This window comes from Actinomyces sp. oral taxon 171 str. F0337 (assembly GCF_005696555.1).
GTDB lineage: Bacteria > Actinomycetota > Actinomycetes > Actinomycetales > Actinomycetaceae > Actinomyces > Actinomyces oris_E.
In genome coordinates, this window is sequence record NZ_CP040005.1 from 2,402,587 (window position 1) to 2,417,072 (window position 14,486).

Sequence of the window (14,486 nt, forward strand, 5' to 3'; positions counted from 1 at the left end):
GGAGGGTGGGCCGACACCTCATGATCGAGGTGTCGGCCCACCCTCCCTCTCAGGTCTGCTCCGGTCCGGGGACCGCTCAGCCGACGTGGGGCCGGTTGGGGTCGGCCTGCCAGGAGCTGTAGGAGGAGGCGACGATGTCGTCCAGGTCGTGCTCGGCCCTCCATCCCAGGACCTCACCGATGCGGGTGGCGTTGCCGATGAGCTGGGGCGGGTCACCGGCGCGGCGGGCGAGCTCCTCAGGCTCCAGGTCCAGACCCGTGGAGGCGATGACCTTGGAGACGACCTCCCGCACCGAGGCGCCCTGGCCGGTGCCGACGTTGAAGACGTGCTCGGCCATCTCCTGGCCGCCGGCCAGGTAGTCCAGGGCCGCGATGTGAGCGACCGCCAGGTCCTTGACGTGGATGTAGTCGCGCACACAGGTGCCGTCGGGGGTGGGGTAGTCGGTGCCGAAGATCTTGGGGGTCTCGCCCTTGGCGAGACGGTCGAGGACCATGGGGATGAGATTGAGGGTGGCCATGTCGCCCAGGTCGTCCCAGCCGGCACCAGCGACATTGAAGTAGCGCAGACCGGCCCAGCGCAGCCCCCAGGCCTTCTCGGCGTCAGCCATCATCCACTCCCCAATGAGCTTGGTCTCGCCGTAGGGGTTGATGGGGCGGCAGTCGATGTCCTCGGGCACGACCTCCACCGGGGGCATGCCGTAGACGGCCGCCGAGGAGGAGAAGATCATCTGGTTGACGCCGGCCGTCTCCATGGCCAGCAGCATGTTCGCCAGGCCTCCAACGTTCTGCTGGTAGTACCAGGCGGGGCGCTCCACGGACTCGCCCACCTGCTTGCGGGCGGCGAAGTGGATGACAGCGGTGACACCTCGCGAGCTCATGACCTCAGCGAGGCTCTCGGGGGCCTGACCGCTGGCGACGTCGAGCTCGACGAGGGAGGCCCCCTTGACTCGCTCCGGCGTCCCGTAGGACAGGTCATCGACGACGACGACCTCCTCCCCGCGCTCAAGGAGAAGTCGGACCACGTGCGCGCCGATGTAGCCGGCGCCTCCAGCAACGAGAATGCTCATGCCCACATTCTATCCATACTCGCTCAGAAGCGAACAGAAACGAACGTGAGATCCATGCGTCAGTGCGTTCCTCACCCAACACCCCCTCGCAGCTGTAAACCCGTGTACACTGATACCACAACACCCCCCAGGCCTCTCGCTCATCAGAGCACGCCCAAATCGGGGGGTTTTTACGTACCAACACCCTACAATTGGAGGATGAATCCTCCAGGTCAACATTACGATAAACCAGCGCTCAATGAGAACGACCTCATTGAGCGCTACATTGAACGCGGACTCATCATCACGGACCGAAATCGTGCCGCCAGATACCTCCGACACATCGGATACTATCGACTCTCCCCCTACACAATCCCCTTCCAAGCCGACCGAACCACCCACTCCTTCAGACCAGGCACCACCTTCGACGACATCCTCTCTATCTATGTGTTCGATCGACAACTGCGCCTCCTGACAATGGACGCACTTGAACGCGTCGAGGTCGCGGTGCGCGCCGCAGTGTCCAACACGATGTCAACACACGGCGAAGGCGGAGCCTTCTGGTACCAAAACACCTCCAACTACCAAAATCATAAAGACTACTCCGCAACAGTTAAGCGTATCGAACATCTCACGAGTCTTGGTCGGCAGTACGCTCCCTCAACTCGTCGCGAGCAGACGGACCGCCTTCACTACCCTGATGCACTCACCCATTATCTCGACACCTACACATCCCCGACAACACCGCCATCCTGGCTGGTCATCGAGCTTCTCACCGCCGGCGAGCTCCAACGCCTCTACGCCGGCCTGGCACGCAAGTACCGAAAAGCGATCGCGAGAGAACTCCATCTTACTGAGCCAGTTCTGCAATCATGGCTGAAAAGTCACGTCAGGGTCCGCAATATCTGCGCCCATCACGGACGCCTCTGGAACAGATTCCTTGGCGTATACCCAGCAATCCCAAAGAGCAGGACCGTCCGCTGGCTCAACGATGGCAGCACCTTTGATACCGGCAACCCAGGAGCCCTAGAACGAAAGAGGCTCTACCCCGTTCTCGTCTCTCTTCAGTCGATCCTGTTCACCATCAGCCCATACTCGACGTGGGCTCTGAGACTGCGCAATCTTTTAAGCAGGTACCAGCACATCCCACTGAATGCCCTGGGTATGAAGACCAACTGGGACGCAGACAGATTCTGGCAGGAGGCCTTCGAATCCGGCTCCTGACACAGTCAGCAGCCTTCACACACTTCGTGCGGAGGTCGACCATCAATCCTGCAGGCGCTCGCGCAGGGCGGCGCCCTTGGCGTGGGCGACCTCGCTCAGGTCCTTCTGGAAGACCCGCATGGCGGCGCCCAGGCGGGCGGCCTCCTGCCCCTGACCGGACGCGAGGATGCGCACCGCCAGCAGCCCAGCGTTACGGGCCCCGCCGATGGAGACCGTGGCCACTGGGACCCCGGCCGGCATCTGCACGATGGACAGCAGAGAGTCCATACCGTCGAGGTACTTCAGCGGTACCGGCACCCCGATCACCGGCAGCTCGGTGACGGCCGCCAGCATCCCGGGCAGGTGAGCCGCTCCCCCGGCACCGGCGATGATGACGCGCAGTCCCCTCTCGGCGGCAGCGCGCCCGTAGTCGATCATCTCGGCGGGCATGCGGTGGGCCGAGACGACGTCGGCCTCGTAGGCCACCTGGAACTCATCGAGGACCTCGGCGGCGGCCCCCATGACCGGCCAGTCCGAGTCCGACCCCATGACGATGCCGACCACCGGCCGCCCCGCCTCTGTCGTCCCCGGCGTCGTTGCGCTGACCTCGCTCATGAATATCCTCCCTAGTCTTCCGTGTACTGCACCATGCCCTGACATGCCCTGACGTATCCGGCTCAGGCGTCCCCGCGCAGGATGGCGACGGCCCCGCGCGCCTGCTCAACGACGTCGGCGACCTCCTGGCCACGGCCGACCGTCATGGTGACGTGCCCGAGCTTGCGGCCCTGTCGCCACTGCTTGCCGTAGAGGTGGATCCGGGCATCGGGATGAGCGGCCATGGCCCGGGCCAAGGCATCAGCCCCCGGCTCGTGCCTGCCGCCGATGAGGTTGACCATGACAGTGGTGGGCGCTGTGGCCTCCGTGGCCCCCAGCGGCAGGTCGAGAACCGCCCGCAGGTGCTGGGCGAACTGGCTGGTGACGGCCCCGTCCTGGGTCCAGTGACCGGAGTTGTGGGGACGCATGGCCAGCTCGTTGACGTACAGGCGCGTAGGCTCCCCGAAGGTCTCCACGGCGAAGAGCTCGACGGCGAGCACCCCGGTCACCCCGGCATGCTCGGCGACCGCGCGGCCGATGAGCTCGGCCTCCTCGACGGCGACCGAGTCGAGACCGGGGGCCGGCGCCAGCACCTCAGCGCACATGCCGTCCTCCTGAACCGTCTGAGCCACCGGCCACACCGCCACCTGGCCGCTGGGGGTGCGGGCCAGCAGGACGGCGAGCTCACGGGTGAAGGGGATCGCCTGCTCCACGAGGAGACTGGTCACCGCAGCCCCTCCGAGGCTGCCTCCCCCACCGGTTCCAAGGCCATCACTCTGGCCGGCGCGGGCCCGGGCCACCGAGGCGATCCACTCGGCGGCCTCCCCCTCACGCAGGGACTCGGCGCTGTGCACCAGCAGGACCCCGTGGCCGTCGTAGCCTCCGCGCGGCGTCTTGAGCACCACGGGCCAGCCGTGCTCGCCGGCAAAGGCCTCAACGGCGTCGGTCATCTGCTCAGCGCTCTCCTGCTGCGGTCCGCCGACCTCCGCCCAGGCGGGCTGCGGGAGCCCGGCCCGACTCATCATCCGCCGCATGGCGAGCTTGTCGCGCGCCAGGGTCAGGGCCTGCGAGGTGGGCTGGACACTGACTCCCTCGGACTGGAGCCGTTCCAGGAGGGCCGAGTCCTGGTGCTCATGCTCGAAGGTGAGGACCGCAGCCGGCTCCCCTCCCGGCCCGTCAGCACCGTCCCCGGCGACGACGGCGCGCACGGCCGCCTCATCGTCGGCGGCCCCCACGGGGGCGTCCGGGGTCACTTGTCCGGTGGACCCGTCCGCGGCTTCCACCAGTGCCCTGAGGTGAATACCCAGAGCACTGGCCTCCTCCTGCATCATGCGGGCCAGCTGCCCGCCTCCGATCACGGCGACGATGGGTGCGCTCACACCCCTAGGCTACTCGCTCGCCGCTCATCCTCACCGCAGCAGGGTCCAGACCGTAGGGTGGGGGCGTGACGCCACCCGCCGCAGAGTCCTCCACCGCCCAGCAGGCCCCGCCCTCGCCTCCGACGCACAGCGCTCCCTCCGGTCCGCGCCGCTGGCTCCAGGTTCTGATGGTCTGGGCCGCGGCGAGTGTCTTGACCTTCGTCATCCTGCGGCTGGGCGCCCAGGACACACCCGCTACCCCGTGGGCCGGGGCCGCACCGTCCTGGGAGGAGCACATGCGCTTCTGGGACGCCGGTTGGTACAACCGGATCGTTGAGGAGGGCTATCCGGATCGACTGCCCGTGGGTGCTGACGGGAGGGTCACTCAGAACACCTGGGCCTTCATGCCGCTGTTGAGCGGCCTGGCCTCCTTGCTCGGCTGGACCGGCTGGTCCTTCTACGTGCGTGCCACCATCGTGTCGATCCTGGCCTCGGCGGCGGCGGCGGTCGTCATGGACCGTTGGCTCTCGCCGCTGACAGGGAGGCGATCCTCCCTGTGGGCGGTGGCACTGGTCTGGTCCTCGCCGTGCGCCACGGTCCTCCAGGTCCCCTACGCCGAGTCCCTGGGGCTGGTGCTGGTGGGGCTGACGCTGTGGCTGGCGAGCCGCGGGCGGGCGCTGGCTGCGACTCCCCTGGCGCTGGCTGCCTGCTTCGCCCGTCCTGTCGGTGTCCCGCTGGGGGCGGCGCTGGGGCTGTGGTGGCTCTGGGAGACGGCCTGCGCCCGGAGCTGGGTCCCACCCACCTGGTTCCCGCGTCTTCTGCCCGGTCACTCCCCTCAAGCGCCGGGCGCGCGCAGGCGGCTGCTGGCGCTGGCACTGCTCACCTGCTCGGCGGCCCTGAGCTGGCCGATCATCGCCTGGCTGGTCACGGGCCGTCAGGATGCCTACACCGCCACTGAGACCTCCTGGCGCGGCGCGGACCTGGCGCCCGTCGTGCAGTGGGCGACCCGCTTGGGCGACTGGGTGGGCCCACATCTGGGCCCGGCCCTGCTGGTCGTCGTTCTGACCACGGTGGGCCTGCTGCTGAGCGCCCCGGGGCTGCGGGCTCTGGGGCCTGCGACCTGGTTCTGGTGCCTGGGCTACCTGCTCTACCTCCTGGTCTTCTTCGACCCGACGACGTCGGTGCTGCGGCTCCTGCTGCCCCTGGCCCCGGCGGGCTGGGCGCTGGCCGCGGCGGCCGGCACCACCCGCAGGCGGCTGGCTCTGCTGACGGCCTGCGTGACCGGCCAGCTGTTCTGGGTCTCATGGGTGTGGGACCTGGGCAGCGTCAGTGTTCACTGGGTTCCGTGAGCAGCCTCGGCTTGCACGACCTGACCGCGATCGGCATAGGATGCCCGCCATGACGCGATCCTCCGGCAATTCCTTGGCGCAGAGGCTCATCGCCCTCATCAAGGAGTTCATGCAGTTCGGCATGGTGGGCGCTGCGGCCTACGTGATCGACGTCGGCCTGTTCAACCTGCTCCAGCACGGCCCTACCGGTTTCCTCTCCGGTCACCCGAACTCCGCTCAGCTGATGGCATCCTCGATCGCGACCGTCTTCTCCTGGATCGCAAACCGCTACTGGACCTACCGGGGCCGCACCCAGAAGAACGTTGCCCGCGAGGCGACCCTGTTCGTCCTGGCCAACCTGGGCGGCATCGCCATCACGCAGTTCTGCCTGCTCTTCACCCATCACGTCCTGGGACTGACCTCACCGCTGGCGGACAATATTGCGGCCTACGTCGTCGGCTTCGGCCTGGGAACGGCATTCCGCTTCGTCTTCTACCACTACATCGTCTTCACCGGGCACAAGGACCACTCCCCCGGTGACGACGATACCGACAGCACCAGTCCCCAGGGGCAGGCGGGCAGTGGGACCGAGCCCCGTGCCGTCCCCGTCTCGGTACGCCCCTGAAGCCCAGGCAGGACCGGCGCAGTCGGCGGCGACATCCGAGGTGCCCGATTCCACAGCCCGGAGGGGATCGCTCTCACGGCATGGCTGCCGGGGCACCGTTTAGCCTTGGACGGTGACTGCCCTGACCGCCTTGGCTCCGGCGCTGAATCTGCCCACCGCTGTCCCCTCCGCCCACGCACCGATGCTCGGCCCCGAGTGGCTCGATGCCACCTTCATCATCAAAGCCTTCGTCGGCTGGATCAGCCCCTGGGCCATTGTCGGCGTCATGCTTGTCATCTTCGCCGAGACCGGCCTGCTCGTCGGCTTCTTCCTGCCCGGTGACTCACTGCTGTTCACCCTGGGGATGTTCGTGGCCATCGGCGAGACCAACCCGGCCGAAGGAGTTCCCGTCCCCATCTGGGTGGCTGCCCCCCTCGTGTGGCTCGCGGCCATTGCCGGCAACCAGACCGGCTACCTCATCGGCCGCAAGGCGGGACCCGCGATCTTCAACAAGCCCGACTCACGCCTGTTCAAGCAGGAGTACGTGGACCGCACCTCGGACTTCTTCGAGCGCCACGGCGGCAAGGCCGTCACCTTGGCTCAGTTCGTGCCGATTGTACGCACCTTCACGCCCGTCATCGCCGGTGTCGGCAAGATGAACTACCGGCACTTCATCACCTTCAACATCCTGGGAGCCACATTCTGGGCCTTCGGCATCACCTGGCTGGGCTACTTCCTGGGAACGATCAAGTGGATCCAGGACAACATCGACGCCATGATCCTGGTGATCGTCTTCATCTCGGTGGCTCCGATGCTCATCTCCGGTATCTCGCAGTTCATCAAGTCCCGCCGCCAGAAGTCCTGACGCCTCTCCACTCCGGACGCCTCCCAGTGGACGCACCATGAACTCCCCGGGTTCTGTCCCGAAGCCCGTGGTGCGTCCTCGCCGTTCCGCCAGTGGCCAGCAGCGGGTCAGAAGCGGCGACGCCGTCCCACCGAGACCAGTGCGCCCTGAGGCAGGACGTTGTTGGGGTCCAGGGACTTGGGGACGGCATTGAGCAGGATGGAGAAGACCGCCGGGCTGCGCTGGGACAGCTCGATGCGGCCGCCGTCGGCCTCGACGAGATCCTTGGCCAGCGCCAGCCCGACGCCGGTGGAGCCGTAGCCGGAGACGTGCCGCTCGAAGACATGCGGTGCGATGTCCTCGGCCACGCCCTCACCTTCGTCGGTGATATCGATGAAGACCGCGTGACCGCCGTTGGCGCTGCGTACACTCACCGACGTTGTCCCGGCCCCGTAGCGCAGGGAGTTCTCGATGACAGTGGCCAGTACCTGGGCCAGGGACCCGGGTGTGGCCAGGACCGGGTGGCTGATCTCGTCGGAGAAGGTGATGGTGCGTCCGGCCTGCTCGAAGGCCGGTTCCCACTCCTCGCGCTGCTGAGCGAAGATGTCCTTGAGGTGAAGAGCCTCCGTGGTCCCACCTCCGCTGCGGCGCGAGACCTTGAGCAGGTCCTCGACGACGCCGGTGAGCCTCTCGACCTGCTCCAGGCAGGCATGGGCCTCGGCTCGCACATCCTCCTCGCCGGCGAGCAGCTCGATCTCCTCCAGGCGCAGCGACAGGCTGGTCAGCGGCGTGCGCAGCTGGTGGGAGGCGTCGGAGGCGAACTGACGCTCAGCGGCGATACGCCCGGCCACACGCTCGGCCGAGCGCACGAGCTCGGCCTGGACCAGGTCGATCTCCTCGATCCCCGAGGAGCGCAGCCGAGGGCGCACCTGACCGCTGCCAAGCTGCTCGGCCTCGGCGGCCAGGTAGATGAGTGGGGCCGAGATGCGCCTGGACACCCGGGAGGCCACGACGGAGGCCGCCGTGAGCGCGGTGCCGGTGAGTACCAGGACCGTGAGGATGACCGTGCCGATAATGGTGACCCGGTCGCCGCTTCCGGCGGAGCGCAACGCGCTGACGATCCAGGCGCCTCCCAGTGGCAGCCCCAGCAGGAGGACAGCCACGCACACCGCCGACATCGTCATCGTCATGGAGTAACGACGCATGGCAAGTCCTCCTTCAGCCCCGATCAGCTCGTCGAGGCAGCTGCGGAACCCAGCACCCCTCCCGGGAGGCCCTCCCGGTCAGCGGCTCAGCCGGCGGTCAGAAGGTAGCCGTCCTCCTGGGCCAGCAGAAGCGCGGGGCTGTCCTCATCGTCACCGAGCTTGCGACGCAGCCAGGTCACGTGCATCTGAAGGGTCTGGGGACTCCCGGTGGGGTCCTCACCCCAGACCTCCTTGAGGATGTCCTCACCGGAGGCGACCTCGCCACCGGCGCGCACCAGGACCCGGAGCAGCTCGAACTCCCGGGTCGTCAGCTGCAGCTCGCGCGAGCCGACGAAGGCCCGGTGAGCGGCGACGTCGACCCGGACCTCTCCGACGCTCAGCTCATCCTCAGTGGCCTCCCCCGAGGCGCGACGGACCTGAGCCCGCACGCGAGCCAGCAGCTCGGCCAGGCGGAAGGGCTTGGTGACGTAGTCATCGGCCCCCGCATCCAGACCGACGACGAGGTCGGAGTCCTCACTGCGCGCGGTGAGCATGAGGATCGGGATGGTCAGGCCCTGGGCCCGCACCTGACGGGCCACGTCCAGGCCGTCGATGTCCGGCAGTCCCAGGTCCAGGACGATGATGTCAGCGGCTGAGATCTCCTCAAGGGCGCCTTTACCGGTGCCATGAGTCAGGACCTCATAGCCCTCGCGTCCAAAGGCGCGGGCGAGGGGCTCGGAGATGGCGGGGTCGTCTTCGACGAGCAGAACAGTTGTCACATCCGCGATGTTAGGTGACGACGCCCCCCACCGCCATCGTCCCAGAGGTGGAGAAGATACCAAGACGTGACCACGGCCGGGGCGGTGACTCTTCACCCTCCCACATCTGGAACATGTTTTCGTGAAGATACCGCGGAAAAACTCGATTCGGAGTTGCCTCTTCAAGGGCTGAGCAGGCAAATAATCACGAGATGATAACGGAGCCGTCATCCTGGCTCCTGCGGCTCAGAGGCGGGTCGGTGAGGTCCTCTCCAACGACCAGGGCACGATCTGCCCCAGCCCCTTGGCCACCACCTCATGGCACTGCCCCACCCGGTACCGATCCGCCTGAGGCGAGCGGAGAATGGCCATGGCGGTCGGCTCGTCCAGGCGGATGCTGCCGGGTTCGGCCGCGTCCACGAGCCGGGAGGCCAGATTGACGGTGGGACCGAAGACGTCACCGGAGCGGGAGATGACCCGTCCCTCGACGAGGCTGGCTCGAACCCGAATCGCATCCGGCCCCTTCTGGAGCTCGTCGACCAGAGCGGTGACGACGTCGGCGGCGATCAGCAGGTCATCGGAGATGTACATGACGGCGTCCCCGATCGTCTTGACCACCCGCGCCCCCCGGGAGGTGATGACATCCCTGGCCGTGTTCTCGAAGCCCTCGAGCATGTGGGTCAGGGCGGCCTTGCTCATGCCCTGAGCGCGCTGGGTGAAGGAGACGATGTCAACGAAGCCCAGGGAGCGGATGAGCGGGTAGAGGTCGGGGCCGGTGTCCTCTCTGCCCCGGGTTGACACCTCAGCGTCGGTGCGCCCCAGGATGGAGGCCATGTGACGGCGCCACACGTAGGTCAGCTGGCGCTCCAGAAGCTCCACGAGGCCGTCGATGCGGTCAAGGGCGACCAACCGGGCAGAGGTGTCGTCCAGACCGAGACGCTCACTGAGGTCAGTGACGAAGGTCTCCAGCTCCCACAGGACCAGACGGTCCATGGTGTAGGACTGGGCCCTGAGAAGCTCGAGCACGCTGGCCGAGGCCAGGGAGGAGTCACTGGTCTCGTCCAGCAGCGCCACGGTGTCTCGAAGCGCGGCGACATCCTGCTCAGTGAAGTGGACCGCATCGGGCTTGACGTCAGCGAAGCCCATGGCACGCCAGAACTTCTGCGCCACCTCCACACTGGTTCCGGCCCGCTGAGCCACCTCGGTCAGAGTGAGGCTGGGGGGCGTCCCCAGCAGCAGGTACTCATGCCCCGTCAGGGTGGTCCGCTCTGCAGGGTCCATCTCAGCGGCGCCCTCCCCCTCGCCACGACGGGCACCCTCTTGAGCCTTCTGCTGGGCGCCGCCCTCCTGGGAGTCCGGTGCGCGCCCCTCGCTCGCTTGGCTGTCTAGTGTCACCCTGCCACAGTAGCGCAGATCACACGCCTATGCCCATTGAGCAACCGACCACACGGAGCCGTGACGGGTTCGCGATTATCACGGCGCCCGACACTCATTTCCCCACACGCACGAGGGTCACATCGCCCGCGCGGACCTCGGTGTCACCGTCCTGGTTGCGCAGCACGAGCGCGGGGGTGACGTCGACGGCCAGCCCGCTGAGCTCACCGTCAGGAGCCTGGACACTGACCCGCTTCCCCAGGGTTGTCAGCGCCGCGCGCAGCCGGCGCCCGAGTGCGCCGTCTCCGGCATCGACGTCTCCGCCGACCTCCTCCCACTGCCCGATGAGCCGGACCAGATGGTGGCCGGTCGCCGCGAGAACAGCCTCCATGACGTCCTCACGCGCAGCTGCGTCACCCGCGCCGACAGCACCGAGCGTGCGCAGGGAACCGGCCCAGGCCACCGGCAGGTCCTCCGCCTCCTGCCCGATGTTGACGCCGATGCCGAGGATGACCATCGGGGCCTGGTCGCGGTCGGAGGGAACCGCGTCGGGTGCGAGTCCCCCGGCGGGCTCCGGTACGACGAGCTCGCTGAGGACGCCGGCGATCTTGCGCGTGTCGTCCCAGCCGGGCACCACGGGCACGGCTGCCGGGTCATCGGGCAGGGCGACGACGTCGTTGGGCCACTTGGTCCCCACCCGCCAGGGCAGGTCCTCGACGAGGGGAGCCACAGCATCGCGGACGGCCAAGCCGCCCAGCAACGGCAGCCAGCCCAGGCGCTCAACGGGGACCAGGGGCCGCAGGACCACGGAGACCAGGAGGGCGCTGCCATCGTCGGGGGTGACCCAGGCGCGCCCGGACCTCCCTCTGCCGGCGGTCTGCCTCAGAGCCCGGAGCGCCGACAGGTGCGGCCAGGCCCCGCACTCAGGCCCCAGGAGGGCCGCGCGCAGGTCGTCCTGAGTGGATCCTGTGACGGGAACGGTATCGAGACGCGAGAAGGGGGTGCCACCTGAGGTCATGATCCGAGCCTACCGGCCCGTATAGTCTGGCGGCGTGATCCTCCTGGCCTCGAAGTCATCCGGCCGCCTGGCCACCCTGCGAGCCGCCGGCGTCGAGCCGCTGGTACGAGTCTCCACCGTCGACGAGGAGGCCGTGCTCGGCGAGCTGATTCAACGGCGCCGCGACGCCGGGCTGACAGCCCCGAGCGCCGCCGAGCAGGTACAGGCCCTGGCTCGGGCCAAGGCGCTCGACGTCATGGCATCCACCGACCCGCAAGAGGCCGAGGTGGTCGTGGGCTGCGACTCCATGCTGGAGATCTCCGGCCAGGTCGTCGGCAAGCCCGCCGACGCCGCCCAGGCACGTGAGCGCTGGCAGATGATGAGCGGGGGCACCGGCACCCTGCACACCGGACACTTCCTGGTGCGCACCGCGGACGGCGCCATCGCCGAGGGGGTCAGCTCGGCCACCATCCGTTTCGGCTCCCCGACCCAGACCGAGATCGAGGCCTATATCGCCAGCGGAGAACCGCTGTGGTGCGCCGGAGCCTTCACCATCGACGGGCTGGGAGGCGCCTTCATCGAGGGGATCGACGGCGACCCCCACGGGGTCGTCGGGATCTCCCTGCCGCTGCTGCGCCGACTCCTGGCGGACCTGGAAGTGCTCTGGACAGACTTGTGGGCGCCGCCGCCGGTGTCGAAACCGACTGGCGACGCCCACTGATCACGCCGGCGGGCGCACAGGAGCGTCAGGACGCCGAAGCCGCCGAGAACCCGGAGGAGTCCGGGGCCTGGGCGATGACCCTCATGAGCTCGGCCATGACGACCTGCTGCTCACGGCTGAGGCGGTCGACGACGTGACGGCGCACGCCGTCAAGGTGCACCGGAGCCGCCTCACGCAGGAAGTCGAGACCCTCCTGGGTCAGCGTGCAGTTGACGCCGCGGCGGTCGGAGTCGCAGGAGCTGCGCTCGACGTATCCCACGTTCTCCAGGCGCCGGACCGTGTGGGTCAGCCGCGAGCGGGAGTGTGAGACGTGCTCGGCGAGAGTGGACATGCGCAGGGTCTGGTCGGGCGCCTCGGACAGGCGCACCAGAATCTCGTACTCGTGCATGGAGATGCCGCATCCGGCCTCGAGCTCACGGTTGAGACGGGCCGTGACGGAGGTGGAGGCCGCCAGGAAGGCCCGCCAGGCATCCATCTCGATCTCATCGAGTCGGCGGAAGCCCTCCTGCTCCAAGGAGTCGTTCTGTCCGCAGGTCGGGGTGGGCTCCTGGCCGCAACCGCCCACCAGCCCACCACCGTGCTCGGGCGAACCCGCGGCACCGGCCGACTCCTGGGTGTAGGTGGCTTCAACGGCTTCCTGGTCGCTCTGAGTCCACGTCATCTCGGTTATCTCGACGTCCTCGGCGTAGGCCGTCGGCTCCACCATCATCCGCTCTGCGGTAATCACCTTTATCGACTCCTCTCAGCACCGACCCTGGTAGGTCGCGAACCCTCAAGCGCGAACTTGTTGTCTGCCTTTGGCTTTCATACAAGCGCGGCTCCACTTCTTTTTTATCACACTCGGTCGGAGCCTCAGCACTCCAGCACGGCGAACCACAACATCAGACAACCTTGAGAACATAGGACACACTCACACTTTTCCTTGCCAACAAGCGGCTTCAAGAGGGTGGGGATCACATGGGAAAACAATTCAGATACTGACTTCATGTCACCCTGACATACATCAGATTGACACCGAAATACCCACCTTTGTCACGTTATCATCCCCGTTGACCGATGATTGGGAAGTGACCGACAATTCGCTTCCATCCTCTCATCGCACAACCTTCTAGGCAACAATGAATCGCCATCAGAATTCCCTCCAGTAAGCAATCATTATTTCCTCATGCGGCGATAGGGGTGCGGGCGGTACCTGCGTCACCTCGGGCGGCGGACACGGAGGTGGGCATGGTCACCGGCGCCGCAGGATGGGCCGCGCCCCCTGGACGATGTCTCCATTGGAGAGATCGACAGTGAGCGTCACCCATGGCTCACCCGCACTGCACTCGGACGCAGGAACATCAGCAGAACCAATGAATACAAGGCTTGTCTGCCGTAGAGACGAAGACTGGACGAGCGCGAGACTGATCGCTCCGAGCAGCAGGCCGTGAGCGACGACCTCATTGGAACCGGCCGACAGTCCGGCCTCGGCCGCTCTGCCGGGTAGGAGATGGATGGGGTTTCGATCCCCACTGACGTCTGCCCAGGAGGCGATATCAGCGTCAGTGAGCCGGTAGAACCCGGAGTCCGGCGGCGTATCAAATCCAGCTCCCGGGGCCGTGAGTTTTCCATGATCGACGGCACCCTGTTGGGACGGCCGGGTGCGGCGGGCGAGCTCGTGGGTCACCCACCAGCGCCGGTCCATCACCAGCACCTTGACGGTTGCCTGGACGAGCTCCCACCCCGCGCGCTCGACCTGCCGGATCGTTACTCCATCGGGCGCAGCCGACTCCGCGATCGCCTCGGCTCCCGCCGAGCTCGGACTCATCCGGCAACGGCGGTGCACCAGGCCCTCCCAGGCAACATCCCCCCGGCAGTCCCGCACCCACTCCTGGATCTGGTGCATGGCCTGCACAGCGGGGAGAATCGCCGTCGCTCCACGCAGAGCCTGGCGGTGAGTCTCACGGCTCGAAGACACGGAGGAGCCGGTTGCGAGCACCCCGCTCAGCACTGCTGCGAGCCGCTCGACGATGTCCTCGCCGGGGCTGATACCGTTCACCTCTCCGATGCTAGGCACCGACCTCGGGGAGACGGCGAAGCCCCGCCGACATGGTGTCGACGGGGCTTGCTCCTCGGTCGCAAGGCGGTTGCGACCGGGATCGCTACGCGATTCTCAGCGGGTCTCGCGGTGCTCAGTGTGCTTGCCGCAGCGGGCGCAGAACTTGGCGATGCTGAGACGGTCGGGGGTGTTCCGACGGTTCTTCTTGGTGATGTAGTTGCGCTCCTTGCACTCCGAGCAGGCCAGAGTGATCTTGGGGCGAACGTCGGCGGACTTGCTGGCCACGTTTGTCTCCTCGTGTCGATCCTCGAGCATGCGACGGAACGCTGTACTCGAAAGCTTGCGTAGCGGGGGAGGGACTCGAACCCTCGACCTCACGATTATGAGTCGTGCGCTCTAACCAGCTGAGCTACCTCGCCATAGGAACACAATGGGGGC

15 protein-coding genes and 1 tRNA gene are annotated in these 14,486 nt (G+C 67.1%); 5 read left to right on the forward strand and 11 right to left on the reverse strand.

Annotated elements, in window-relative coordinates:
- Nucleotides 1-76 precede the first annotated feature (76 nt).
- Nucleotides 77-1,066, reverse strand: a complete 990-nt coding sequence (galE, locus tag FBF36_RS10295) for a UDP-glucose 4-epimerase GalE (protein WP_009395464.1) — start codon at nucleotides 1,064-1,066, stop codon at nucleotides 77-79.
- 198 nt (nucleotides 1,067-1,264) lie between these two features.
- On the opposite strand from galE, the gene FBF36_RS10300 reads away from it, so the two are divergent.
- Nucleotides 1,265-2,269, forward strand: coding sequence for an Abi family protein (locus FBF36_RS10300; protein ID WP_138137487.1), 1,005 nt, complete (start codon nucleotides 1,265-1,267; stop codon nucleotides 2,267-2,269).
- A 42-nt stretch (nucleotides 2,270-2,311) separates the two neighbouring features.
- Here the strand turns inward: FBF36_RS10300 and purE are convergent, their stop codons facing one another.
- Entirely contained in the window at nucleotides 2,312-2,863 is a 552-nt protein-coding gene (gene purE, locus FBF36_RS10305; RefSeq protein WP_009395466.1) for a 5-(carboxyamino)imidazole ribonucleotide mutase, read from the reverse strand.
- A 62-nt stretch (nucleotides 2,864-2,925) separates the two neighbouring features.
- Nucleotides 2,926-4,221, reverse strand: a complete 1,296-nt coding sequence (locus FBF36_RS10310; RefSeq protein WP_009395467.1) for a 5-(carboxyamino)imidazole ribonucleotide synthase — start codon at nucleotides 4,219-4,221, stop codon at nucleotides 2,926-2,928.
- A gap of 65 nt (nucleotides 4,222-4,286) precedes the next feature.
- Between FBF36_RS10310 and FBF36_RS10315 the strand changes: the two genes are divergently transcribed.
- The 3 genes from FBF36_RS10315 to FBF36_RS10325 all read left to right on the forward strand — a co-directional run bounded on the left by FBF36_RS10315 (nucleotide 4,287) and on the right by FBF36_RS10325 (nucleotide 6,997).
- Entirely contained in the window at nucleotides 4,287-5,549 is a 1,263-nt protein-coding gene (locus FBF36_RS10315) for a hypothetical protein (protein ID WP_034491918.1), read from the forward strand.
- A gap of 40 nt (nucleotides 5,550-5,589) precedes the next feature.
- Nucleotides 5,590-6,153: a GtrA family protein gene (locus FBF36_RS10320; protein ID WP_009395469.1), complete on the forward strand. Its 564-nt coding sequence runs from the start codon at nucleotides 5,590-5,592 to the stop codon at nucleotides 6,151-6,153.
- Between the two features lie 112 nt (nucleotides 6,154-6,265).
- Complete coding sequence (locus FBF36_RS10325; RefSeq protein ID WP_034491920.1) at nucleotides 6,266-6,997, forward strand: VTT domain-containing protein; 732 nt, start codon at nucleotides 6,266-6,268, stop codon at nucleotides 6,995-6,997.
- A 107-nt stretch (nucleotides 6,998-7,104) separates the two neighbouring features.
- Here FBF36_RS10325 and FBF36_RS10330 read toward each other — a convergent pair whose 3' ends face one another.
- The 4 genes from FBF36_RS10330 to FBF36_RS10345 all read right to left on the reverse strand — a co-directional run bounded on the left by FBF36_RS10330 (nucleotide 7,105) and on the right by FBF36_RS10345 (nucleotide 11,310).
- On the reverse strand, nucleotides 7,105-8,181 hold the full coding sequence (locus FBF36_RS10330; protein WP_034491922.1) for a sensor histidine kinase: 1,077 nt from the start codon (nucleotides 8,179-8,181) through the stop codon (nucleotides 7,105-7,107).
- 86 nt (nucleotides 8,182-8,267) lie between these two features.
- On the reverse strand, nucleotides 8,268-8,939 hold the full coding sequence (locus FBF36_RS10335; protein ID WP_009395472.1) for a response regulator transcription factor: 672 nt from the start codon (nucleotides 8,937-8,939) through the stop codon (nucleotides 8,268-8,270).
- Nucleotides 8,940-9,164: 225 nt separating this feature from the next.
- Nucleotides 9,165-10,313 carry an adenylate/guanylate cyclase domain-containing protein gene (locus FBF36_RS10340; RefSeq protein WP_009395473.1) on the reverse strand — a complete coding sequence of 383 codons (1,149 nt, stop codon included), beginning with the start codon at nucleotides 10,311-10,313 and terminating at the stop codon, nucleotides 9,165-9,167.
- Between the two features lie 94 nt (nucleotides 10,314-10,407).
- Nucleotides 10,408-11,310: a biotin--[acetyl-CoA-carboxylase] ligase gene (locus FBF36_RS10345; protein ID WP_009395474.1), complete on the reverse strand. Its 903-nt coding sequence runs from the start codon at nucleotides 11,308-11,310 to the stop codon at nucleotides 10,408-10,410.
- A gap of 34 nt (nucleotides 11,311-11,344) precedes the next feature.
- Here FBF36_RS10345 and FBF36_RS10350 point away from each other — a divergent pair, with 34 nt between their 5' ends.
- Nucleotides 11,345-12,010 (forward strand): Maf family protein, encoded by a 666-nt coding sequence (locus FBF36_RS10350; protein WP_009395475.1) that lies wholly within the window; start codon nucleotides 11,345-11,347, stop codon nucleotides 12,008-12,010.
- 25 nt (nucleotides 12,011-12,035) lie between these two features.
- Here FBF36_RS10350 and FBF36_RS10355 read toward each other — a convergent pair whose 3' ends face one another.
- The 4 genes from FBF36_RS10355 to FBF36_RS10370 all read right to left on the reverse strand — a co-directional run bounded on the left by FBF36_RS10355 (nucleotide 12,036) and on the right by FBF36_RS10370 (nucleotide 14,467).
- On the reverse strand, nucleotides 12,036-12,737 hold the full coding sequence (locus tag FBF36_RS10355) for a MarR family winged helix-turn-helix transcriptional regulator (RefSeq protein ID WP_138137489.1): 702 nt from the start codon (nucleotides 12,735-12,737) through the stop codon (nucleotides 12,036-12,038).
- A gap of 504 nt (nucleotides 12,738-13,241) precedes the next feature.
- Complete coding sequence (locus FBF36_RS10360) at nucleotides 13,242-14,048, reverse strand: MaoC/PaaZ C-terminal domain-containing protein (protein ID WP_034491924.1); 807 nt, start codon at nucleotides 14,046-14,048, stop codon at nucleotides 13,242-13,244.
- A gap of 114 nt (nucleotides 14,049-14,162) precedes the next feature.
- Complete coding sequence (rpmG, locus tag FBF36_RS10365; RefSeq protein WP_003779904.1) at nucleotides 14,163-14,333, reverse strand: 50S ribosomal protein L33; 171 nt, start codon at nucleotides 14,331-14,333, stop codon at nucleotides 14,163-14,165.
- Nucleotides 14,334-14,393: 60 nt separating this feature from the next.
- A tRNA-Met gene (locus FBF36_RS10370) sits at nucleotides 14,394-14,467 on the reverse strand.
- Nucleotides 14,468-14,486: the final 19 nt, after the last annotated feature.